Genomic DNA, 21,407 nt, shown 5'->3' on the forward strand with positions numbered 1-21,407 from the left:
CAGTCTTTCCGGCGAAGGCGCCCGCGCCAACCTCCACCTTGCCCAGCGGGCGTTCGGCCGAACGGCTCCGTCCTCCCCGCGGGCAGGTGCGGGGAGGACGGAGCCGCCTTCTCAGCCGAGGGTGACGTCGTCGGTGTAGACCGACCCCTGGCCGTACCAGCCGTGGACGTAGATCGTCACCGCGCCCGACGCACCGGTCGTGAACGGCACCGACAGCTGCGTCCAGCCGCTGCTCGAGGTCCACGTGCTGGCGGTCGCGCCGCCCCGGACCCCGAGGTAGGCGTAGCTGCCCTGCACCCACGCCTTGAGCGTGTACGCGTGGTTCGGGGCGAGGGTGATGTTCTGCGCGGCCTCACCGGTCGAGGACGCCGTCGCCGCCACCTGCAGGGCCTTGGTGCCCGAGTGCGCGGGCGAGGCGACGACCGAGTCGCCCGCCCCGATCCACGGGCTCAGCGCGCCGGTCTCGAACCCGCCGTTGACGACCGAGCCGGTCGGCACGGTGCCGTTGACGGTGAGGGTGAAGGTGGCGCTGTGGCTGACCGACGTTCCGGCGCCGGTGACGGTCAGCGGGTAGACGCCGGGGACGGCGGCCGAGGTCGTGGCGACCGAGAGCGTGGCGCTGCCGCCCGCGGTGACCGAGCCGGGGCTGACCGACGCGGTGACGCCGGCGGGCGCGCCGGAGACCGAGAGCGTCACGGACTGGGCGGCGCCGGAGGTGACGGCGGTGGTGACCGTCGCCGACGTCGAGGCGCCCGGGTTCACCGCGGCCGAGGACGGGTTCGCCGAGACGGAGAAGTCGTTGCCCGGCACCGTGGTGCCGCCGGTGAACGGCGCGAAGGCGTGGCTGAAGAACCACTGCGACTGGGAGATGCCGGAGCAGTTGTCCGCCGCGGCCCCGCCCGGGCAGCCGCCGTTGTCCCGCTGCAGCGCCCAGAAGGACAGCTCGTTGATGCCCTTCGAGACCGCCCAGTTGTAGACGGTGGTCGCGTCGGCGGTCGTGAACGTCTCGGCGGGGCCGAAGTCGTCGACGCCGATCATCTCGGTGATCCCGACACTCGCCCACAGCTGCGCCTGGGTCTTGCCCGGGTAGAGCGCCGCGAGCTGGGAGACCAGGCCGGTGGCCGCGGTCTGGGTGTCGGTGGCCATCTCGTGGGCGGCGTTGTCGTAGTAGTCGAAGGTCATCATGTTGACGACGTCGACGCGGGTGCCGTTGGTGACGGCGTTGCGCAGTACGGCGAGACCGCTGTCGGCGAGGCCGCGGGTGGTCGTGGGCAGGGTGTAGGAGATCTGCAACGGCCGGCCGGAGGCGGCGGCCCAGTCCTGGACCTTCTTGATGGCCTTGTTGCGGCGGTCGATGCCGGCTGAATTGGTGAGCGAGTTGTCCTCGATGTCCATGTCGAGGCGCGGGACGTCGTAGGTGGTGATCACCGACTCGTAGGCCGCGGCGATCGAGTCGACGTTGGTGCAGCTGTCGGCGATCTCGGTGCCGGTGTTGTCGGCCGTGTACCCCCCGAAGGACGGGATGACGTCGCCGCCGCGCGAGCGGATGGTGGTGATGTCGGAGCCGAAGGTGGCGCTGGAGATCGGCATCCCGGAGTCACCGTTCCAGTAGACGGTGCACTGCCCCTTGGTGGCGGCCTGGATGAACGCCATGGTCAGGTGCTTGGCCCCGGACGCCTGGGCGAGCGCGGCCGGGCTTTCGCCGGTCCACGCCTCGAAGTAGGGGGCGAAGACGTGCGAGGGCAGCGGCGTGGCGGCCTGGGCGGTGCCGGCCGCGGCGACCAGCGTGCCGGCCGAGAACGCCGCCAGGGCAAGGGAAACGGACAATCGGGAGAAAGGTCTGCGTCGACGCACGTGCGCTCCAAGGGGGGCGGGGAGCCGTGCTGCGGCGTCGCACGGCGGGAACGTCCCCAGGATTGGATCAGACCAATCCGAGAGTCAAGGTCTAGACCACTAAACCGGCCGGATGGCCGTACTGGTTGCACCCGGCCTTTTCGACACCTTCGACCACAGTCGGTGAGCAACGATCCCGACAAAAACGTTCCGGTTCCAGGGGTGGGCCGGTAGCGTGCGCCTCCATGCGGGTGATGTGGGGGAAGATCGAACAACTCAGAGTGACCATGCCGTGGCGTGCGGCACCGAAGGCCGCGCTCACCAGTCCCCTGACGCTGATCGTGGCGGCGGTGACGTCCCTGCTGGCGTGCTTCCTCGGCACCGCCGCGGTCCTGCAGGCCTCCGCGGCCGGCGGCGCGGCCGTCACCTACCAGACCGGCATCGTCTGCCCCGACGCCTACGGCCCGGTCTTCGGCAAGGGCAACATGCCGGTCAAGGACATCCCCGCGGTCACCGCCGCCGTCCAGCGGCACGCCCCCGCACACGGCTTCGGCACCCCGATCGTCGGCCAGTACACGAACGTCCTGCCCGGCACCCAGTTCAACGGCGACCCCCATTACAAGATCCGCCTCGGCTACCGCGACCAAGCCGGGCTCGACAACCTGACCCTGCAACAGGGCACCCGCGCCCCCGGCCTGTGGCTGGGCAACGTCGTCGCCGACGCCGAGCACATCGGCCTCGGCGCCCGCCCGAGCATCCAGGGCGCCACGCTGCCGCCGGTCACCGGCATCTACCGCGACCTGCTCGACCCGCCGCCGCGGTGGTGGTGCTCCCAGCAGACCGGCGCCGTGGTGGACCGGCTGGCCAACGACCCCATCGACTCGATCGTCTTCGCCACCGACCGCGCGAGTTTCGACAACGCCGTCCACGCCATCGGCCTGCCGACCATGCAGTACTTCCACATCTCGTTCTACGTCCCGCCGCCCACCACCCTCAGCGGCGCCGAAGACCTCCTGCAACGCTCCCAGGACCTCGTCGCCGACGTCCGCGCCGACCTGACCGCCCAAGGCCTCGGCAACACCGTCGCCGCCGACGTCCCCACCTTCGAACGCTCGGTCACGATCGCCCGCCAAGCCCAGGACAACGTGCTCGTCTCGATCCTGCCGCTCGCGGTGATCAGCGTCCTGGTCGGCTGCGCCGGCCTCGGCAGCGTCGCCCTCCAGTGGTACCAGCGCCGCCACGCCCAGCTGCGGCTCCTCTCCGCCCGCGGCAGCGGCCCCGGCGCCCTGGGCTGGCTCGCCGTCGCCGAACTCGGCCTGCCGATCCTGCTCGGCGGCGCGGCCGGCGCGGTCGCCGCCCGCCTCCTGCTCGGCGTCTACGGACCACCCGGCGCACCCGACTCCGACGCCGAACTGCGCGCCGGCTTCGTCGCCGCGGCCGTGCTGCTGATCTCCGTGGCGCTGCTCGTCCTCGTCGTCGCCGTGCGGGCGCACCGCGAGTTCGAACTGGGCCGGCTGCGCCGCAAGGGCAACCGGGTACGGCTGCTCGCGTACTTCCCGTGGGAGCTCACGACCGCGGGCATGGCCTGGCTCGGCTGGACCCGCCTGGCCGGCTACAGCACCGGCTCTCGCCTCGGAAATCCATTACCCCAGGTCGACCCGCTGGCCCTGACCTACCCCGTCTTCGTCGTGCTGACCGTCGGGCTGCTGACCGCGCGGCTGGCGTGGCTCGCCCTGCACGCCTCCCACCGCGCCCGGTTCTGGTCCCACCCGGCCCTGCAGCTGGCGATCCGGCGCCTCGCCGGCGCCCGCGCGCCGGTCACCGGCGTGCTCGTCATCGGCACCCTCGCGATCGGCACCCTCGCCACCGGCATCGGCATCGCCAACGGCCAGGAAGACGCCCTGAACACAAAATCGGCGATCTTCGTCGGCAGCGACGCCCGCCTCGACACCGACAGCCCGATCGGCATGGGCACCGTCCCGATGCCCGCCGCGCTCGCCGGCACCAGCACGATCGTCGGCGAGCTGACCGGCACCGGCAGCGTCGTCCTGGTCATCGACCCCGCGACGTTCACCAAGGCCGCGGCGCTGGACCGCGTCCCGGCCGACGACCTCGACACGATGCTCGAGAAGATCACCCAGCCGGACGCCCGCGGCACGCCGGTGATCCGGATCGGGCACCGGGAAGGCCAGTCCGCGCAGCTGCCCGGCACCCTCCCGGCCGCCGTGCCCGTCGGCGACCTGCCGGTGTTCCCGATGATCGGCACCTCACCCGGCTACGTCGTGTCCCGCACCGCCCTCAGCCACGCGCAGCTCGACGCGATACCCAAGTGGAGCGTCCTGACCAAGACGGCGATGGCCGACGCCACCACCGCGCTGCGCTCGGCCGGGGTGTACATCCCCAACCGCGTCAGCCGCGAATCCGCGCTCGACGGCCTCCCGTTCTTCGTCGTGTCGTGGACGTTCTCGTTCGTCGCGCTGCTCGGCGCCGTCCTCGGGGTGGTCGCGATCCTCGCCCTGCTCGTGGCCGTCGAAGTACGACGACGCCAGAACGCCCTCGCCGGCGCCCTCGTACTGCGGATGGGCATGCGCCCCCGCACCCTGCTCGCCAGCCACCTGATGGAACTCGGCGCCCTCAGCGGCCTCGCCATCGTCGTCGGCGTGGTCTGCGGGATCTCGGTCGCCGGCCTCTCGGTACCGCGGTTCGACCCGGCGACCTTCCTCGCCCCCCGCTCCGAGCTACCCGACCCGCTGCCCTTCGTGCTGACCGTGCTGGCCGTGGGCGTGCTCGTGGTGGGCCTGGCCGGCTGGATCGCGGTGCGCTCGGTGCGCACCGCCCGGACCGCGGAGCTGATCCGTGCCTGAAAAACCGATCTTCCAGTTACGCGGCATCGGCGTCGACTACCAGACCCCCGCCGGAATCGTCACCGGCGTCGACGACGTCAGCATCGACGTCCCCGCCCGCGGCATGACCGTGCTCGCCGGCCCGTCCGGCTCCGGGAAGTCCACACTCCTGCGCGTACTGGGCCTGTTCGAACAACCCGCCCGCGGCTCCCTGACCTTCCAGGGCGCCGACGTCCGCAAGCTCAAGCACCGCGAACGGCGCGCCCTGCGCCGCCACCACCTGGGCCTGGTGTTCCAGAACCCCTCCGACAACCTGCTCGGCTACCTCTCGGTCGCCGACAACCTGCGCGCCGCCGCCGAAGCCGCCGGCACCGACTGCCGCCCGGACGACATCCTCGCCCAGCTCGGCCTGCACGGCACCGGCCGCTGGAAGATCTCCGCCCTCTCCGGCGGCCAGCAGCAACGGCTCGCCTTCGGCTGCGTCCTCGCCGCCCGCTCCACGGTCATCCTCGCCGACGAACCGACGTCCCAGCTCGACGAGGCCTCGGCGGACCTCGTCCTGGACACCCTGCAGTACCTGGTGGACCAGGACTTCGCGGTCCTGGTCGCCTCACACGACGAACGCCTCATCGACCTCGGCGCCCGGATCGCCCGCCTGCACAAGGGCACCCTCGAAGGCATCGAACAACGGGAGCCGCCGCAGTGACCGCCGAAACCGCCCCGTCCATGCTCGAAGCCGTCGGCCTGCGCCGCAGCTTCGCCCACCCCAGCGGCGACATCGAAGTCCTGCGCGGCCTCGAACTGCGCGTCGCCGCCGGCGAGCTCGTCACCGTCTCCGGCCGCTCGGGATCGGGCAAGAGCGCGCTACTGGCCCTGCTGTGTGGGTTCGACTCCCCCGACTCCGGCTGCGTGCTCCTCGACGGCGTCCCCATCAGCGGCGCGCCCCCGTGGCACACCTGCGCCGTCCTGCCCCAAGCCCTCGGCCTGGCCAACGAGCTCACCATCGCCGAGAACGTCGCCCTCCCGCTGCGGCTGCGCTCCGACATCCCGCGCCCGTCCCGCCAGGTCATCCAGGACCGCGTCACCGACCTGCTCGACGAACTCGGCATCTGCGACCTCGGCGACCGCTACCCCCTCGAAGTGTCCTTCGGGCAGCAGCAACGGGTCGCCCTGGCCCGCGCCGTCGCCGGCCGCCCCCGGATCCTGCTCACCGACGAACCCACCGCCCACCTCGACTCGGGCAGCACACCCCGCGTCCTGAAGCTGCTGCGCCGCTGCGCGGCCGAAGGCGCGGCCGTCATCGTCGCCACCCACGACGACGAAGTCCACCGCATCGCCGACCGCCGCGTCCGCCTCCTCGACGGCGTCCTCACCGCCCTGCTCGACTGAAGTCCGTGAATGGCCCAGCGAGGGACTCAGAGTCCCTCGCTGGGCCATTCACGGCTTACCCCAGCGCGGTCGAACGGCTGACGTCCTCCCAGGCGGCCAAGTCCGCAGCCAGCGACTCGTGGTGGCCCCGGATCGCCTCCACGGCGTCCGCGCCCAACGCCAGCCGCAACGGGGCGTCCTCGCTGTCCACCGCCCGCACGATCGCCGCGGCCGCCTTCACCGGATCACCCGGCTGGGTGCCGTCCATCTCCTCGACCGCCCCACGCGTACCCGACGTCGACACCGCGTAGGCGTCGATCGTGCGAGAACGGTGCATGCGACCGCCGCCGAACTCCGTGCGGAAGGCACCCGGCTCGACGATCAGCACCCGCACCCCGAACGGCGCCACCTCCGCCGCGAGAGCCTCCGAAAGCCCTTCCAGCGCGAACTTCGCCGCGCAGTACGCCCCGAAGCCCGGCATCGACAGCTGCCCGCCCATCGAACTGATCTGCACGACCGTCCCGCTCCCCTGCGCGCGCAGGTGCGGCACCACCGCCTTGGTCACCTCGACCGCGCCGAAGAACATCACCTCCATCAGGCCACGCAGCTCGGCCATGGTCAGCTCCTCGACGGCACCGACCGAACCGTTGCCGGCGTTGTTGACCACAACGTCGATCCGGCCGAACGCCTCCAGCGCGGCCTTCACCGCGGCGTCGACCTGACCGGCGTCGGTGACATCCAGAGCCGCGGTCCGGACCCGGTCACCACCCGCCTCCTCCAGGTCCGTCAAGGTCTCCGGCCGCCGGGCCGTGGCCAGCACCCGGTCGCCGGCGGCGAGAGCGGCCAGCGCGACCTCCCGGCCGAAGCCGGAAGAGCAGCCGGTGATCAGCCAGACGCGGCCGTCCGTGTTCGTCATCTCCGTGGTCCTCCCAGTGCGTTTCCTCCCGCCATCCTGCGGAAGATCACGCACGCGGCGCCAACACCGATGTCCTGGCACGGCTACAGTCCCAGCCTGTGACCCCCGAGCTGCGGCAGCTGCGCTACTTCGTCGCCGTCGCCGACGAAACCAGCTTCACCCGCGCCGCCACCGGCCTCCACATCGCCCAGCAGTCCCTGTCCCAGCAGATCACCGTGCTCGAACGCACCCTCGGCGCCCGGCTGTTCGACCGCGACGCCCGCGGCACCCGCCTCACCGCCGTCGGCACCCTGTTCCTGCCCGAAGCCCGGGCCGTGCTCACCCGGGCCGACGAAGCCGTCGCGACCCTCGGCCGGGCCGTACGCGGCGAAATCGGCACCATCCGGCTCGCCTTCCTCACCACCACCGCGAACTACCTGCTGCCGCCCATCGTCCGCGCCGTCCGCGAACACTTCCCCCACCTCGAGGTCCACACCGCCGAAGCCGCCATCGCCGAACTCGTCGACGGCCTGCGCGAACACCACTTCGACCTCGCCTTCACCCGGCCACCCCTGGTCGACGACCTGACCTCACAGACCCTGATGACCGAAGAGGTCTGCGCCGTCCTGCCCGAAGACCACCCCCTGGCCGGCCGCGCGACCCTCACCCTCGCCGACCTGGCCGACGAACCGTGGGTCCTGACCCCACGCAGCAACTGGGAACCCTGGCACCGCAGCTACGACGACGACTTCGCCGCCGCCGGCTACACCCCCCGCGTCGTCCAGCGCGCCGCGACCGTGCAAGGACTACTGGGGCTCGTCGCCGCCGGCGTCGGCGTCACCCGGCTGACCCGCTCGTCCCACAGCCTGCGGCGCACAGGCGTGGCCTTCGTGCCCCTGGAGGGCGACATCGCCCGGACCGAACTGGTGTGGCTGCCCGGCAACGACAACCCGGCCCGGCACACGATCACCGACGTCGCCGTCCGGCTCGCCGCCACCACGGACCTCACCGAAGCCGGCTAGAACGACTTCGCCGCGTCCCGGGCAGCCTCGTGCGCGATCCGGCCCAGCTCCGCCGCGTCACCGGACAGCGTCGGGTGGAACCGGATCTCCGTCACGTCTTCGATGCCCGTCCAGTTCAGCCAGCCGGTGAAGAACGGCGCCTGGAAGTCGTCCCCGAACTCCCGCCCGAGCCCCGGCCCCCATACCGCGCTCGTGTAGACGACCGCGGCACGCTTACCGCGCCCGGCCAGCAGGTGCTCGTACCCGGTCGCGGCGTCGACCCCGAACACCCAGCCCGGCTGGGACACGACGTCGACGAACTGCTTGAGCACGTACGGCACCCCCGAATTCCACATCGGCACGCTGAACAGGATCCGGTCGGCGGCCTCGAACCGGGCGAACGCGTCACGCGCCGCCCGCCACGCGACGGCCTGCTCACCCTGCGGCGTACCGCCACCGAAGACCGTCATCTTGGCGCCTGCCGCGGCGGGCCCGAACTCGGGCAGCGAGCCGTCCCACAGGTCCCACTCGTCGATCTCGGCGCCCGGATGGACCGCGCGGTAGGTGTCCAGGAAAGTAGCTGCCAAGCGCAGCGATTCGGACTCTTCCCCACGGGGAGAGGCGGAAATGTGCAGCAGATCGGGCATGACGATGCTCCTCGAAGGGGTGTCGGCTTCCGCCGGACCAGAATTCGGACTAGAGTCCGCTTATGCCTTCGAACGTTAGCGGACCCGAGTCCGCTTCGTCAACGCCGACCGAACTGCCGCTACTCGGCGCGCCCGTACGCGAACGCGCCGACGCCGCCCGCAACCGGATCCGGGTACTCAACGCCGCCGAAACCCTCTTCGCCGAACACGGCGTCGACGCCGTGACCATGGACGACGTCGCCACCGCCGCCGGAGTCGGCAAAGGCACCCTCTACCGCCGCTTCGGCGACAAAGCCGGACTCGCCATGGCCCTGCTCGACGAACGCGAACGCGAACTGCAGCAACGCATCCTCACCGGACCACCCCCACTCGGCCCGGACGCCCCACCCACCGACCGGCTCGCCGCGTTCATCGAGGCCTACCTCGAACTCCTCGACCGGCAGCTCGACCTCGTCCTGCTGTCCGAAACCGCCACGACCGGCGCCCGGTTCCGCACCGGCACCCACACCCTCTGGCGGCGGCACTGCCACCACCTCCTCGAAACCGGCGGCGCCCCCGACCCGGAGATCGCCGCCGACGTCCTGCTGGCCGCCCTCTCGGCCGAACAAGTCCGGCACTGGCTGCGCGACCGCGGACTCAGCCTCGAAGCCCTCACGAAGTCACTCGCCGGACTGACCCGGACCTGGGCGCCCGTGTGACCGGTCACGCACGGTGGCCGACCCAGGCACCGATCACCTGATCCGTAGAATCAGCCGTGATGCGACGACTTCGGTGGTACTGGGGGGCGCTGGTCCTCGTCAGCGTGGCCCTCCTGGTGGGTTTATTCGTCTTCTTCGGCTCCGAAAGCAAACCCGGACAACCACAACCCCGCCAAGGCCCACCCGGCACCGGCCCCCTCACCGTCGTCGCGATGGGCGACAGCACCGCCTCCGGCGAAGGCGCCGGCCAATACACCCCCACCACCAACGGCCAAGCCGGCGACTGGTGCCACCGCTCCCCCAACGCCTTCGTCGAAAAGATCGCCGTCCCCGGCATCACCGCCCACGTCAACCTCGCCTGCTCCGGCGCACCCGCCGGCCAGGTCGCCCTCGGCGGCGTCAAGCAGTGGACCGAAGGCTCACAAGCCCAGCAGCTGGCCGCGCTCGTCAAGGACCACCGCGTCGCCGCCGTCGTGATCGCGGTCGGCGCCAACGACGAACCGAAGTTCTCCAACCAGGTCACCGACTGCTTCAAAGCCTGGTTCGACCCCGGCGGCCCGCCGTGCAGCACCGCGCTCAAGCAAACCTGGCAGTCCAAAGTGGACGCGATGGTCCCCAAGGTGACCGCCGCCGTCACCGACGTGCAGAAAGTACTGGCCCAAGCGGGTTACGTCCCCGCCGACTACCAGCTGATCCTGCAGTCCTACGCCGCCCCGATCGGCCCCGACGTCCCCGAAGAACTCCGCAGCCTCAACGGCTGCCCGTTCCGGGTTGAAGACCTGCGCTGGATCTCCCAGACCGGCATCGGCGTCCTCTCCTCCGGGCTCAAGACGGCCGCACAACAAACCGGCGCCCGGTTCCTGGACCTCGCCAAGGCCGGCGTCAAGCACGAAGCGTGCAGCGGCGGCGCGAACCCCGCGACCGAGTGGTTCACCCGCCTGACACTCCAGCTCGCCGACCTCAGCCAGGCCGACCGGGCGGGCCACGCGCTGCAGGAGTCGTTCCACCCCAACGCCGCCGGCCACACCGCGATCGCCAACTGCCTCACGGAGTTCATGGCCACCCGCGAAGGCAACGCCTCCTGCCTCGCGGGCGCGGACGGCAAGCTGCACGCGGCCCCGGAGGTCGTCGCCCGCTGACGACTTCCCTGCTCTTGGGCAGGGTTGAGTCGTTCCGTGTGCACTTGCCGGGCCGCAAAGTCTTTGAACATCGCCCCGCGGTATAGGGCGTTATACACTTAAAGATCGAGGGCTGCTCGGAGTGCGATGTCGATGCGCTCCTGGACCTCCTGGTCGATCTCCGCGAGGCGCTCGTCGAACCACGGGCGGTAGAGCCTCGTGAGGTTCAGCGTGGACACCCAGTAGCGGGCGTCGACGGCCACGCCGAGGATGTCCTGCGGGTCGCGGTCGAGCAGTTCGGTGCCGAGCAGCCAGGGGCGCTCGGACTCGTTCACCCCGTCCGAGGACAGCAGCACGACCGTGCGCTGCCGGGCCGGATCGGTCGGGGGGTGGTACGTCCAGACTTCACCCCTGCGCACGCAGATCCTTTTCCGCCGCCGTGCGCTCGGCCTCGTCGATCTCCGCGACGGCCGGTTCCGGCTTCTGCGGGGTGTAGCCCGTGCGTACCGCCTCGCGCCGGGCCGCCTTCGACAGCCAGGACGAGACCGAGATCCCGTGTGCTTTCGCGGCGCGTTCGGCGAAGTCCAAGGCCCCGCTGTCCAGCGAAAGGGTCACCTTACGTGTTGCCATACCTTTTACCGTACCAGTCCCCCGGCGACCGGACGCCGCGCCACCGTCAGAACGTCGGCGAACGTCCCTCGAACGGCGTAGAGAGCACGACCGTCGTACGGGTCGACACCTTCGCGGCCTCCCGGATCCGGCGCAGCAGGTCCTCCAGCGCCAGTGGCGACTGGACGCGCACCAGCAGGATGTAGGACTCGTCGCCGGCCACCGAGTAGCAGGACTCGATCTCCTTGATGTGCTGGATCCGCTGCGGGTAGTCGTCGGGCGCGCCCGGGTCGTTGGGCGTCAGCGAGATCAGGGCCGTCAGCGGCAGCCCGATCTGCTCACCGTCGAGCCGCGCGGTGTACCCGAGGATCACCCCGCGCTGCTCGAGCCGGCGCACCCGCTGGTGCACCGCCGACACCGAGAGGCCGACCCGCTCGGCCAGATCGGTGAAGCTGCGGCGCCCGTCGGCCGCGAGTTCCTCGACGATCGACTGGTCGAGCGGCTCCAGGCCACCGGTGGTCATGCGTCCAGCACAACGAGTTCGTGCGGCTGGTTGTTGACGGACTCGACGCCGTCCGCCGTGACGATCACGATGTCCTCGATCCGGGCGCCCCACCGGCCCGCCTGGTAGATGCCCGGCTCGACGCTGAACGCCATGCCCGGCTCCAGCGGCAGCGTGTTGCCCGCGATGATGTAGGGCTCCTCGTGCACGTCCAGGCCGATGCCGTGGCCGGTGCGGTGGATGAAGTACTCGCCGAACCCGGCCTCGGTGATGACGTCGCGCGCGGCGGCGTCGACCTGCTCGGCCGTGACACTCGGCTTCACCGCGGCGACCGAGGCGGCCTGGGCACGCTGCAGCACGGCGTAGGTCTCGACGACGTCGGCGTCACGCGGCGTGCCGACCGAGTAGGTACGGGTGGAGTCGGAGTTGTAGCCGGCCGGCAGCGGACCGCCGATGTCGACCACCACGACGTCACCCTTGTTGATGACGCGGCCGGAGACGTCGTGGTGCGGGCTGGCGCCGTTCGGACCGGACCCGACGATCACGAAGTCCGCCTGGACGTGCCCCTCCTCCACGATCGCCGCGGCGATGTCCGCGCCGACCTCGGCCTCGGTGCGCCCGGCCCGCAGCCACTCGTGGACCCGCGCGTGCACCCGGTCGATGGCCGCGCCGGCGTCCCGCAGCGACGCGATCTCGGCGGCGTCCTTGCGCATCCGCAGCTCACGCACGACCGGGCCGGCCAGGGTCTGCTCGGCCTCGCCGAGCGCCGCGCGCAGCGCCAGCACGTGCAACGCCGGGGTGAAGTCACTGACCGCGACCCGGCCGGTCTTGCCGAGCCGGTCCGCGACGAGCTTGTACGGGTCGTCGCCGTCCACCCAGGTCAGCAGCTCGACCCCGAGCTCGTCGGTCGGCACGTCGGCGTAGCCGGGCGCCTCCAGCTTCGGCACGACCAGCGCGGGCGTCCCGTCGGCCGGGACGACGAGGGTGGTGAGGCGCTCGAACGAGCCACCGGCCTGGCCGATCAGGTAGCGCAGGTCGGAGCCGGGCGCGATCAGCAGGGCGTCGGTGTCCGCGGCGGCCGCGGCGGTGCGGGCGCGGTCCAGCCGGGCGCGAAGGGCTGCGGCGTCGGGGGCGGGCGTGTGGAGGGAACGGCGCGACATGGGGCGAGCCTAGCCGGGCGGTCCGGGTGATCCACTCGCCCGGGCCCGCGACATGCCGGGGCTGTGGCGGCTGCTACTCCCCTGCGCCGGTCGTTGCTTCTTTGGCTGATGCCGGTCTGCCGGTTTCCACCAGCGGGCCGACGTATAGGTCGTTATACACACTACGACCGCGCCTCCCACCGTGCTGGGTGGCGCGTGGCATGCCGGTCGGCGGCGGCGGGGCGTGGCAGGCTGTACGGGTGACCGGACCCCTTGCGCTGCTCGACTCCGCGAGCCTCTACTTCCGCTCGTTCTTCGCCCTGCCCGACTCGATGCGCGCCGCCGACGGCACCCAGGTCAACGCCGTGCGCGGGTTCGCCGACACGATCGCGCGGATCCTCACCGACCGGCGCCCGTCGCGGCTGGTGTGCTGCCTGGACGCGGACTGGCGGCCGAAGTTCCGGACCGATCTGCTGCCCAGTTACAAGGCCCACCGGGTGGCCGAGGAGACGAAGGGCAAGGCTCCCGACGTCGAAGAGGTGCCCGACACGCTGACGCCGCAGGTGCCGATCATCCTGGAGGTCCTGGAGGCGTTCGGGTTCGCCACCGCGGAGGCGGCGGGTTACGAGGCCGACGACGTCATCGGCGCGCTGGCCCACCGGGAGAAGAAGGACGCGGTCGAGGTCATCACCGGTGACCGCGACCTGTTCCAGCTCGTGCGCGACGAGCCGACCCCGGCGTCGGTCATCTACGTCGGCAAGGGCTGGGCGAAGGCCGAGGTGCTCGGCCCCGACGAGATCGCCGAGCGCTACAGCGTGCCCCGCAAGACCGCCGGCGCCGCGTACGCGGATATGTCGATGATGCGCGGCGACCCGTCGGACGGGCTGCCGGGTGTCGCCGGGATCGGTGAGAAGACCGCGGCCAAGCTGATCACCGAGTTCGGCTCGCTCGACGCGCTCCTGAAGGCCTCGGCGGCGAGCGATTCCCGCGTCCCGCTGAAGACGCGGCTGCGGCTGGCCGACGCCGCCGACTACCTGGCGGTCGCGCCGACCGTCGTCCGGGTCGCGGTCGACGCGCCCGTGGAGCAGTCCCGCCCCGACAAGGTGCCCGCCAAGCCCGCCGACCCGGACCGCGTCGCCGAACTGGCCGAGCGCTGGAACCTCGGCAAGTCCGTCGACCGGCTCATCGAGGCTCTGCCGGGTTCCTAGGGCCGCGCGCGCGGCCCTAGAAGTACGTGCCGCACCAGGGTGCGGTGATCGTGGTGAACAGCTCGTCCGCCCGGGCCGCCGCGGCCGGGTCGTGGACCGTGATCCGGCCGGCTTCGGCCAGCGCGGACGCGCTCCACTCCCCCAGGTACAGCATCGCGAGCGTGTCGACGTCCAGCGTCAGGTGCGCGGCGGCGCCGGTGCGACGGGCGCCGGCCGGGCCGACCTCGTAGGTGCCCGTGTTGGCGGGCAGCTTCCGGTCGGTCACAGCCAGGACGACCGGAGCGACGTCGCGGTAGGCGCGCGCGTCGAGCGCGGTGGCGACGTCGACCAGGCGCAGCCACAGGTCGTCCTCGACGTCGGCGGTGTGGGCGTGGCGGTGGTCGGCCATCATCGGCGCGAGCGGCTCGTCGACCGGGCGGAACCGGGCGCGGATCCCGGAGACCAGGTCCACCGACAGCAGGAACCGCCAGAGCGCGGCGCGCGCGACCGGGTCGGCCGCGTGCAGCTCGCGGACCTTCAGCACGACGCCTTCGTCCGGGGACTCGAGGGTGCGGCGGTCGACGGTGAGGTAGACGGCGAACCCGTCGTCCCCGTCCGGTCCACTGTGGACGACCACGACGTGGTGGCCGTCCGGGCCGACGAGCCGGTCGTGCGCGATCGCCCACCACAGGTCCGGCCGGCCCATCATGCCGGCCCGGTGCAGCCCGATCCGCTGGTACAGCCCGGGAATCTCTTTCACGGCCTCGTCCGGCGTCAGCATCCGGACGCTCCCGGCGGCCGGGACGCGCTCGTGCAGGCGCGCGGCGGGCCGCGGGATCCAGGCCGTCTTGCCGAGCGTCGCGGAGCCGTAGCCGGCGCGGCCGTAGATGGTCGGCTCGCTCGCGTGCAGCGCGGCCAGCGGCAGGCCGCGCGCGGCGACATCGGCCAGCTGTGCGGTCATCAGCGCGCTGAACACACCGCGGCGGGTCCAGTCGGCGCGCACCCCCACCCCGTCGACCGCGGCGACGCCGAGCGTGCGCCCGCCGGGTACGGCGATCTCGGTGCCGTACGAGCTCGTGATGCCGATCGGCGTCTCGCCGTCGAACGCGGCGAACTTGTGCTCGGCCGGCCACGACTCCCCGTAGCGGGCCCAGTCCTCGTCGCTGACGCGGTTGCTGTGCAGCGCGCGGCCCAGCAGGTCGAACGTACTGCGCCGCTCGTCTTCGGTGATGGGGCGGACGTCGAAGGCGGTCATGGGCCCGATCATGCCGGGACGCCCGCCTCCCGGCATTCCCTTTTCCGCCGGCGGTCAGCCCGGCGGATCCACGCGGTAGCGGCCGTCGGTACCGAGCACGGTGATCGGGACCCGTTTCGCCGTACCGCCGATCTCGGCCGTGCAGGCGAACGCCCGCCCGATGACGACCGGCTGACCGGCGGGACAGGTCACACCGTCGACGTCGGCGATGCGGAAGCTCTCGAGGAGGATCTTCCGGACGCCGTCGCCGACCGCGGCCGGGTCGAGCACCTTCGCGGGCGCACTCGCAGGCACCGGCGTGCTGCGCGTCGGCAGCACCGGCGTCGGGACCGGCTCGGCCGGCGCGTCGCAGGCGGTGCCGGCGAGCACGCAGCACAAGCCGAGAACCACGAGGAAACGCCTGGTCAAGGTGCTCACCCCCGGCGGTGCGGACTCAGAAGAAGCTACCGCACCACGACTGGACGCGCGTGCTGAACAGGACGTCGGCGGCCGCGGGGGCGGCCGGGTCGCGGACCTCGATCCGGCCGGCGTCGGCGAGCGCCGAGGCGCGCCAGGTGCCGAGGTAGAGCATCGCGAGCGTGGTGACGTCGAGGGCGAGCGCGGCCGGTCCGTCGGTGCGCTCGGCACCGTCCGGCGTGATCCGGTAGGTGCCGGAGTTGGCCGGCAGCAACGGATCGGTGACCTCGACGACGACCGGCGCGGCGTGGCCGTACTCACGGGCGGCCAACGCCTTCGGGACGTCGACGAGCCGCAGCCAGTGCTCGTCCTCGACGCGATCGACGTTGCCCCGGCGGTGATCGGCCAGGATCAGCTCGACCGGCTCGTCCAACGGCCGTTCCTCGGCGACGATCCGGTCCACCAGGTCGATGCCGAGCAGGAACCGCCACAACCCGGCCAGCGCGGCCGGCGTGCCGGTGAACATGTCCCACACTTCCAGGGTCTTGGTCCACGGGTGGGCCTGCAGCCCGCCGACGACGTAGAGGGCGTAACCGTCGGGCCCGTCCGGGCCGTGGTGCACGATCGCCTTCACCGGATCGGTGCTGCGGCGGAGGTGGTTCTCGTAGAGCCGCCACAGCACCTCCGGGCGGGTCATCATCCCGGGCCGGTGCTCGATGCGCTCGTAGACGCCGGGCAGCCCCGCGACGGCGTCGTCCAGCTCCAGCAGCTCGATCTCCCCGGCGGCGGGCGCGTCCGGCCGCAGCCGCGCGCGGTGCCGGTCGACGCTGTAGGTCCGGCTGCGCGTCGCCAAGCCGTAGCCGTACCGGCCGTAGATGAGCGCCTCGGAAGCGAGCAGGTTCGCGAACACCACGCCGCGCGAGGCGAAGTCCGCCAGCTGGGTGGCCATCATCGCGCGCAGCACGCCGCGGCGCGTCCGGTCGGCGCGGACACCGACACCCGTCACGCCGGCCATCGGCAGCCGGGCGCCACCCGGCACCGTCAGCTCGGCGTCGAACGCGCGGGCGGTACCGATGAAGTCCGGGTCGAACACCCCGATCGTGCCGCCGGACTGGTAGGCGCGCGCGGCGCGTTCCCAGTCCTTGTCGTCGGACGGCGGCACGTGCACGGTGGCGCGGAAGAGGGTGCTCGCGGCGCGGTGCTCGTCGTCGCGCAGCGTCCGGATCTCGAAGTCGGTCATCCCCGGATCATCTCCGGAGACGACGGAGTCCGGCCACCGCAATTCGCGGCGACCGGACTCGGCCGGACGTCAAACGCTACTTGGTGGCGGGCGGGGACACCTCGTAGTTGCCGCCGTCGCCCTTCACCGTGATCGGGATCTGCTGCGGCTTGCCGCCGATCGTGGCGGTGCACTCGAACTTCGCACCGTCCTCGACCTTCTGCTCGGCCGGGCAGGTGACGCCGGTGACGCCGTCGATCTTGTAGGTGTCGGAGAGCAGCTTCTGCACGTCCGTCTGCATCTGGGTGTTGTTGAAGACCTGCGTCTTGAAGAACCCGGGTGCGACGAAACCGAGGATGCCGACCACCGCGACCACCACGACCAGCACCACGATGCCGATCAGCAGGCCCTTCTTCGACTTCGCCGGCTTCTCCCCTTCGGGAGCGGCGGCGCCGCCGGGGAACTGCTGCTGGCCGTAGTCGTACTGGCCCTGCCCCCCGGGCGGTTGCTGCCCGTACCCGGGCTGGGCCTGCGGCCCGCTCTGCGGGTACTGCCCCCCGGGCGGCTGCTGGCCGTACCCGGGCTGCGCCTGCGGTCCGCTCTGCGGATACCCGCCACCGGGCTGCTGCCCGTAGGGCGGCGGCTGCTGGCCCCACTGCGGCTGCTGCGGCGGGGTGTACCCACCGGGCTGCTGACCCCACTGCTGCGGTTGCTGGGGCTGCTGCGGCTGACCCCACGGCTGCTGCGGCTGGTTGGGGTCGTACGGCGGCTGTTGCGGCTGCTGCTGCCCCCACTGGGGCTGTTCCTGCGGGCCGCTCGGCGGGTACGCGCCGCCCGGCTGCTGCCCGTACTGGGGCTGCTGTGGGTCGTTGCCGCCATACGGCGTGCTCATCGTCTGCCTCCGCCTGCTTCGTTCATCTCATTGCCCAGCCCGATATCGCCGCCGAGCCGCGTACGCACGGTTCGTGGCCGATCCAACCACAGGTCCGGGCCCAGCACACGCGACCACGCTCTCCCGCTGCGCCGACCGGCCCAAGCCTCACACCGAGCTCACGCCGCACCCGCGGCGACCACACCGCGGCGCAGCGCCTTGACCGCCTCGGCGGCCGTCGCGCCCACCGGGTCCGCCCGGCCCAGCACGTCGCGGATCTGGTCGAGCAGGTCGATCACCTGACGCGACCAGCGCACGAAGTCCCCCGCCGACAGCTCCTGGCCGTTCGCCTCGGCCGCCGTGAGCACCTTCTCCAGCGACTCACCACGCGCCCACCGGTAGACCGGCCACGCGAACCCGGCGTCCGGCTCCCGCGTGCGGTCGAGCCGGTGCCGCCGCTCGTCCTCGGTCAGCTCCACCCACAGCCGCGCGGTCTCTTCCCACGCCTCGGGCACCGCGCCACCGGGCAACCGCGGCTCCCCCGCCGTGTCCCGGCGCGCCTCGAACACCAGCGTCGAGACGACCGCGGCCAGCTCGGCCGGACCGAGGTTCTCCCACACGCCGTTGCGGATGCACTCCGCGGCCAGCAGATCCGACTCGCTGTACAGCCGGGTCAGCCGGCGGCCGTGCTCGGTGACCCGGTCCTCGCCGTCACCCGCGGACTCCGGTCCGAGGTAACCGCGCTCCCCCAGCAAAGCGAGGATCCGGTCGAACGCGCGGGCCAGCGAGTGCGTGGTCGCCGCGACCTTCCGCTCCAGCTGCTCGGTTTCGCCGGCCAGCCGCTGGTACCGCTCCACCCAGCGCAGGTTGGCTTCCCGCTCGGCCAGACCGTGGCACGGGTGCGACCGCAACGCCCGCCGCAGCGCCGCCAGCTCACCGTCCTCATTGGCCCCCGACCGCCGCTTCTGCCTGCCGGGCAAGGAAATCCCGGCACCGCGCAACGTCGTCGCGATGTCGCGACGGGTCTTCGGCGAGCGCAGCTCGATGTGCTTGGGCAGCTTGATCCGGCCCAAAGCCTCGACCGGCGCCGGGAAGTCCGCCACCGACAACGGCCCGGACCACCGGTCCTCGGTCACCACGACCGGGCGCGGCTCGCGGATCGGGTCGAGCCCGGGATCCACGACCACGGCGAGCCCGGCCCGCCGGCCCGCGGGCACCGCGATGACGTCACCCTTGCGCAGCTTCTCCAGCGAATCCGCCGTGTCCGCGCGCCGCACGGTGGTGTTCTGCCGCGACAAGGCCTTTTCCCGCGCCGACATCTTCGCGCGCAGCTCGACGTACTCGAGCATCTCCGCGAAGTCCCCGGTCACCGCGTTGGTGTACCCCTTGAGGGCTTCCTTGTTCCGCTCGATCCGGCGGGCCAGGCCGACCACCGACCGGTCGGCCTGGAACTGCGCGAACGACTGCTCCAGCAGGTCACGAGCCTGCCCCGCGCCGACCTGGGCGACCAGGTTCACCGCCATGTTGTAGCCCGGCCGGAACGACGAGCGCAGCGGATAGGTCCGTGTCGAGGCCAGCCCGGCGACCTGCTTCGGGTCGACCCCCGGCTGCCACGAGACCACGGCGTGGCCCTCGACGTCGATGCCGCGCCGCCCGGCCCGGCCGGTCAGCTGGGTGTACTCCCCCGGCGTCAGGTCGACGTGCGCCTCGCCGTTGTACTTGACCAGCCGCTCGAGGACGACCGTGCGGGCCGGCATGTTGATGCCGAGCGCGAGGGTCTCGGTGGCGAACACGGCCTTCACCAGGCCGCGCACGAACAGCTCCTCGACGGTCTCCTTGAACGCCGGCAGCAGCCCGGCGTGGTGCGCGGCGATGCCGCGTTCCAGCGCCTCCCGCCACTCCCAATAGCCCAGCACGCCCAGGTCGCCCTCGGGCAGCTCGGACGTGCGGTCCTCGATGACCCGGCGGATCTCCTCGACCTCATCGGGCCCGTTGAGCCGCAGCCCGGCCCGCACGCACTGGGTGACCGCGGCGTCACAGCCGGCCCGGGAGAAGATGAACACGATCGCGGGCAGCAGCCCGGCCCGGTCCAGCTGCTCCACGACGTCCACCCGCGACGGCGGCCGGAACCGCGGCATCCGCGGTCCGCCCCGCCGGGCGCCACGCGGCCCGTGGAACCCCGCGGGCGCGTACTGCCGGCCGATCTCCTCGGTGCGGCGCAGCAGGGTCGGGTTGATGCGCAGCTCCGCGTCCGGGCCGTGGACGTCCTCACCGGCGAACAGGTCCATGAGGCGGTTGCCCACCAGCATGTGCTGCCACAACGGCACCGGCCGGTGCTCGTCCACCACGACGGCCGTGTCCCCGCGCACCTCGACCAGCCACTCGCCGAACTCCTCGGCGTTGCTGACCGTCGCCGACAGCCCGACCACGCGGACGTGTTCGGGCAGGTGCAGGATCACCTCTTCCCACACCGCGCCCCGGAACCGGTCGGCGAGGTAGTGGACCTCGTCCATCACGACGTACCCGAGGTCGGTGATCGTCGAGGACTTGGCGTAGAGCATGTTGCGCAGCACCTCGGTGGTCATCACGACCACCTGGGCGTTGCCGTTGATCGAGGTGTCCCCCGTCAGCAGGCCCACCGCGTCCGCTCCGTACCGGGCCACCAGGTCGCCGTACTTCTGGTTCGACAACGCCTTGATCGGCGTGGTGTAGAAGCACTTGCGGCCCTCGGCCAGCGCCAGGTGCACGGCGAACTCGCCGACGATCGTCTTACCGGCCCCGGTGGGCGCGCACACGAGCACACCGTGGCCGCCCTCGAGGGCCTCGCACCCGCGGATCTGGAAGTCGTCGAACTCGAAGGAGGACTCCGCCGCGAAGCGGGTCAGCTGGGGGTGCTTCCCCCGGCGCGCGGAGGCCGCATACGCCTCGGCCGGGGAAGGAGAAGGGCTACTGGCCACTCCGTCAGGGTTCCACACACCCCCGACAGTTTGCACGCGGCGTGACCAACGGCGTGGCGTGACGTAGTCCCGGGCTCCCCTGTCGTCGCCGGTGTGTTCGTGGTTGATCGGGCCGGAGGCCCGACACAGCCCGAACGTATAGGTCGTTATACACATTACCGGGCCCACGTCTCGGGGGAACCGACTCCTTCGCCCGGCCGTCGGACCGGCGATGAGGAGGACGTCATGACCGCACCCTGTCCGAGCTGCGGGCAGCTGGACCAGGTCCAGCACGTGCCCGCGGTCTACTACGGCGGACACTCCTACTACCGCGGCCAGGGCCCGACGGTCGCCGTGCCCGCCGGGGACGGGGTGATCTACACCAGCAGCGAGGTCTCCGGGGTGACCGTCACGGGGGTCGCGCGGGCCCTCGATCCGTTCCCGCCGCGGCGGCGCAGCGGCGGGCTGGTCGCCGGGCTGGTGCTGCTACTGATGGTCGGGAGCTGTTTCCTGTGGCTGCCGTTGTCCGCGGTCGACGACCCTCCCCCGGGCGGTACCGGCGGGCTGGTGCTGGGTTTCGCGCTGCTTTCGCTGCCGTCGGTGTGCGTGTTCGGCGCCACCGGGACGCTGATCTGGCTCTACGTGCGGCGGGTGCGGGAGTACCGGCGGCGCCGGGCCGGGATCCCGGCCGCGCAGGCGCTGTGGCAGCAGGGGTGGTTCTGCCATCGCTGTGGCGGCGTCTACCTGGCGCAGGGGCAGCTGATGGCGCCCGCGCGGTTCCGGGAGCTCGTCGGCGAGGCCGGGGGGTACTAAGCGCTTGCGCGCCGTCAGGAAATACTGATCGCTTGCGCGCCGTCAGGAAATACTGATCGCTTGCGTGTCGTCAGGAA

General features: G+C 71.9%; 20 protein-coding genes. 8 read left to right on the forward strand and 12 right to left on the reverse strand.

All coding sequences use genetic code 11. From position 1 onward, the window contains the following. Positions 1-111: 111 nt before the first annotated feature. Complete coding sequence (locus OHS18_RS06320; RefSeq protein WP_328616291.1) at positions 112-1,827, reverse strand: glycosyl hydrolase family 18 protein; 1,716 nt, start codon at positions 1,825-1,827, stop codon at positions 112-114. Between the two features lie 293 nt (positions 1,828-2,120). Between OHS18_RS06320 and OHS18_RS06325 the strand changes: the two genes are divergently transcribed. Genes OHS18_RS06325 through OHS18_RS06335 form a run of 3 tightly spaced genes read left to right on the forward strand, consistent with a single transcriptional unit; the run spans position 2,121 to position 6,065 of the window. Further along, positions 2,121-4,697, forward strand: coding sequence for an FtsX-like permease family protein (locus tag OHS18_RS06325; RefSeq protein WP_328618734.1), 2,577 nt, complete (start codon positions 2,121-2,123; stop codon positions 4,695-4,697). After that, positions 4,690-5,382 (forward strand): ABC transporter ATP-binding protein, encoded by a 693-nt coding sequence (locus OHS18_RS06330; RefSeq protein ID WP_328616292.1) that lies wholly within the window; start codon positions 4,690-4,692, stop codon positions 5,380-5,382. The genes OHS18_RS06325 and OHS18_RS06330 overlap by 8 nt, the downstream gene beginning before the upstream one ends. A gap of 20 nt (positions 5,383-5,402) precedes the next feature. Then, entirely contained in the window at positions 5,403-6,065 is a 663-nt protein-coding gene (locus tag OHS18_RS06335) for an ABC transporter ATP-binding protein (RefSeq protein WP_328618735.1), read from the forward strand. A gap of 55 nt (positions 6,066-6,120) precedes the next feature. Here the strand turns inward: OHS18_RS06335 and OHS18_RS06340 are convergent, their stop codons facing one another. Beyond that, positions 6,121-6,960 carry an oxidoreductase gene (locus OHS18_RS06340; RefSeq protein WP_328616293.1) on the reverse strand — a complete coding sequence of 280 codons (840 nt, stop codon included), beginning with the start codon at positions 6,958-6,960 and terminating at the stop codon, positions 6,121-6,123. A gap of 98 nt (positions 6,961-7,058) precedes the next feature. Here OHS18_RS06340 and OHS18_RS06345 point away from each other — a divergent pair, with 98 nt between their 5' ends. Continuing rightward, a complete protein-coding gene (locus OHS18_RS06345) occupies positions 7,059-7,961 on the forward strand; it encodes a LysR family transcriptional regulator (protein WP_328455121.1) in 903 nt (300 codons plus the stop codon). Here the strand turns inward: OHS18_RS06345 and OHS18_RS06350 are convergent. Continuing rightward, a complete protein-coding gene (locus tag OHS18_RS06350; RefSeq protein WP_328616294.1) occupies positions 7,958-8,587 on the reverse strand; it encodes an FMN-dependent NADH-azoreductase in 630 nt (209 codons plus the stop codon). The two genes, OHS18_RS06345 and OHS18_RS06350, sit on opposite strands and share 4 nt — an antisense overlap. A 62-nt stretch (positions 8,588-8,649) precedes the next feature. Between OHS18_RS06350 and OHS18_RS06355 the strand changes: the two genes are divergently transcribed. Both OHS18_RS06355 and OHS18_RS06360 read left to right on the forward strand, forming a co-directional pair. Further along, entirely contained in the window at positions 8,650-9,285 is a 636-nt protein-coding gene (locus OHS18_RS06355) for a TetR/AcrR family transcriptional regulator (RefSeq protein ID WP_328616295.1), read from the forward strand. Positions 9,286-9,344: 59 nt separating this feature from the next. Then, the gene (locus OHS18_RS06360; RefSeq protein WP_328455115.1) at positions 9,345-10,424 is read left to right on the forward strand and encodes a GDSL-type esterase/lipase family protein; all 1,080 of its coding nucleotides are present in this window, start codon (positions 9,345-9,347) and stop codon (positions 10,422-10,424) included. A 98-nt stretch (positions 10,425-10,522) separates the two neighbouring features. Here OHS18_RS06360 and OHS18_RS06365 read toward each other — a convergent pair whose 3' ends face one another. Genes OHS18_RS06365 through OHS18_RS06380 form a run of 4 tightly spaced genes read right to left on the reverse strand, consistent with a single transcriptional unit; the run spans position 10,523 to position 12,674 of the window. Further along, entirely contained in the window at positions 10,523-10,822 is a 300-nt protein-coding gene (locus OHS18_RS06365) for a hypothetical protein (protein ID WP_328455113.1), read from the reverse strand. Further along, on the reverse strand, positions 10,809-11,033 hold the full coding sequence (locus tag OHS18_RS06370) for a hypothetical protein (protein WP_328455111.1): 225 nt from the start codon (positions 11,031-11,033) through the stop codon (positions 10,809-10,811). The genes OHS18_RS06365 and OHS18_RS06370 overlap by 14 nt, the downstream gene beginning before the upstream one ends. Before the next feature lie 46 nt (positions 11,034-11,079). Then, positions 11,080-11,535 (reverse strand): Lrp/AsnC family transcriptional regulator, encoded by a 456-nt coding sequence (locus OHS18_RS06375; protein WP_247051868.1) that lies wholly within the window; start codon positions 11,533-11,535, stop codon positions 11,080-11,082. Then, the gene (locus OHS18_RS06380; protein WP_328616296.1) at positions 11,532-12,674 is read right to left on the reverse strand and encodes a M24 family metallopeptidase; all 1,143 of its coding nucleotides are present in this window, start codon (positions 12,672-12,674) and stop codon (positions 11,532-11,534) included. The genes OHS18_RS06375 and OHS18_RS06380 overlap by 4 nt, the downstream gene beginning before the upstream one ends. A 239-nt stretch (positions 12,675-12,913) precedes the next feature. Between OHS18_RS06380 and OHS18_RS06385 the strand changes: the two genes are divergently transcribed. Next, a complete protein-coding gene (locus OHS18_RS06385) occupies positions 12,914-13,861 on the forward strand; it encodes a 5'-3' exonuclease (RefSeq protein WP_328616297.1) in 948 nt (315 codons plus the stop codon). Positions 13,862-13,877: 16 nt separating this feature from the next. On the opposite strand, the gene OHS18_RS06390 is transcribed toward OHS18_RS06385, so the two are convergent. From OHS18_RS06390 to OHS18_RS06410, 5 genes are all read right to left on the reverse strand, one after another. Then, positions 13,878-15,095, reverse strand: a complete 1,218-nt coding sequence (locus OHS18_RS06390) for a GNAT family N-acetyltransferase (RefSeq protein ID WP_328616298.1) — start codon at positions 15,093-15,095, stop codon at positions 13,878-13,880. A gap of 54 nt (positions 15,096-15,149) precedes the next feature. After that, positions 15,150-15,503, reverse strand: a complete 354-nt coding sequence (locus tag OHS18_RS06395; RefSeq protein WP_328616299.1) for a DUF4333 domain-containing protein — start codon at positions 15,501-15,503, stop codon at positions 15,150-15,152. 25 nt (positions 15,504-15,528) lie between these two features. Beyond that, entirely contained in the window at positions 15,529-16,731 is a 1,203-nt protein-coding gene (locus OHS18_RS06400) for a GNAT family N-acetyltransferase (protein ID WP_328616300.1), read from the reverse strand. A gap of 76 nt (positions 16,732-16,807) precedes the next feature. Continuing rightward, the gene (locus OHS18_RS06405; RefSeq protein ID WP_328616301.1) at positions 16,808-17,602 is read right to left on the reverse strand and encodes a DUF4333 domain-containing protein; all 795 of its coding nucleotides are present in this window, start codon (positions 17,600-17,602) and stop codon (positions 16,808-16,810) included. A 158-nt stretch (positions 17,603-17,760) separates the two neighbouring features. After that, a complete protein-coding gene (locus OHS18_RS06410; RefSeq protein ID WP_328616302.1) occupies positions 17,761-20,538 on the reverse strand; it encodes a DEAD/DEAH box helicase in 2,778 nt (925 codons plus the stop codon). A 225-nt stretch (positions 20,539-20,763) separates the two neighbouring features. On the opposite strand from OHS18_RS06410, the gene OHS18_RS06415 reads away from it, so the two are divergent. Continuing rightward, complete coding sequence (locus tag OHS18_RS06415; RefSeq protein ID WP_328616303.1) at positions 20,764-21,330, forward strand: hypothetical protein; 567 nt, start codon at positions 20,764-20,766, stop codon at positions 21,328-21,330. Positions 21,331-21,407 lie beyond the last annotated feature (77 nt).

Source organism: Amycolatopsis sp. NBC_00355, assembly GCF_036104975.1.
Lineage (GTDB): Bacteria > Actinomycetota > Actinomycetes > Mycobacteriales > Pseudonocardiaceae > Amycolatopsis.

Coding starts and splice junctions, on each gene's coding strand:
- OHS18_RS06355 (WP_328616295.1), top strand. CDS start 8,650: ATGCCTTCGAACGTTAGCGGACCCGAGTCCGCTTCGTCAACGCCGACC.
- OHS18_RS06335 (WP_328618735.1), top strand. CDS start 5,403: ATGCTCGAAGCCGTCGGCCTGCGCCGCAGCTTCGCCCACCCCAGCGGC.
- OHS18_RS06405 (WP_328616301.1), bottom strand. CDS start 17,602: ATGAGCACGCCGTATGGCGGCAACGACCCACAGCAGCCCCAGTACGGG.
- OHS18_RS06390 (WP_328616298.1), bottom strand. CDS start 15,095: ATGACCGCCTTCGACGTCCGCCCCATCACCGAAGACGAGCGGCGCAGT.
- OHS18_RS06340 (WP_328616293.1), bottom strand. CDS start 6,960: ATGACGAACACGGACGGCCGCGTCTGGCTGATCACCGGCTGCTCTTCC.
- OHS18_RS06400 (WP_328616300.1), bottom strand. CDS start 16,731: ATGACCGACTTCGAGATCCGGACGCTGCGCGACGACGAGCACCGCGCC.
- OHS18_RS06350 (WP_328616294.1), bottom strand. CDS start 8,587: ATGCCCGATCTGCTGCACATTTCCGCCTCTCCCCGTGGGGAAGAGTCC.
- OHS18_RS06370 (WP_328455111.1), bottom strand. CDS start 11,033: ATGGCAACACGTAAGGTGACCCTTTCGCTGGACAGCGGGGCCTTGGAC.
- OHS18_RS06360 (WP_328455115.1), top strand. CDS start 9,345: ATGCGACGACTTCGGTGGTACTGGGGGGCGCTGGTCCTCGTCAGCGTG.
- OHS18_RS06325 (WP_328618734.1), top strand. CDS start 2,121: ATGCCGTGGCGTGCGGCACCGAAGGCCGCGCTCACCAGTCCCCTGACG.
- OHS18_RS06380 (WP_328616296.1), bottom strand. CDS start 12,674: ATGTCGCGCCGTTCCCTCCACACGCCCGCCCCCGACGCCGCAGCCCTT.
- OHS18_RS06375 (WP_247051868.1), bottom strand. CDS start 11,535: ATGACCACCGGTGGCCTGGAGCCGCTCGACCAGTCGATCGTCGAGGAA.
- OHS18_RS06415 (WP_328616303.1), top strand. CDS start 20,764: ATGACCGCACCCTGTCCGAGCTGCGGGCAGCTGGACCAGGTCCAGCAC.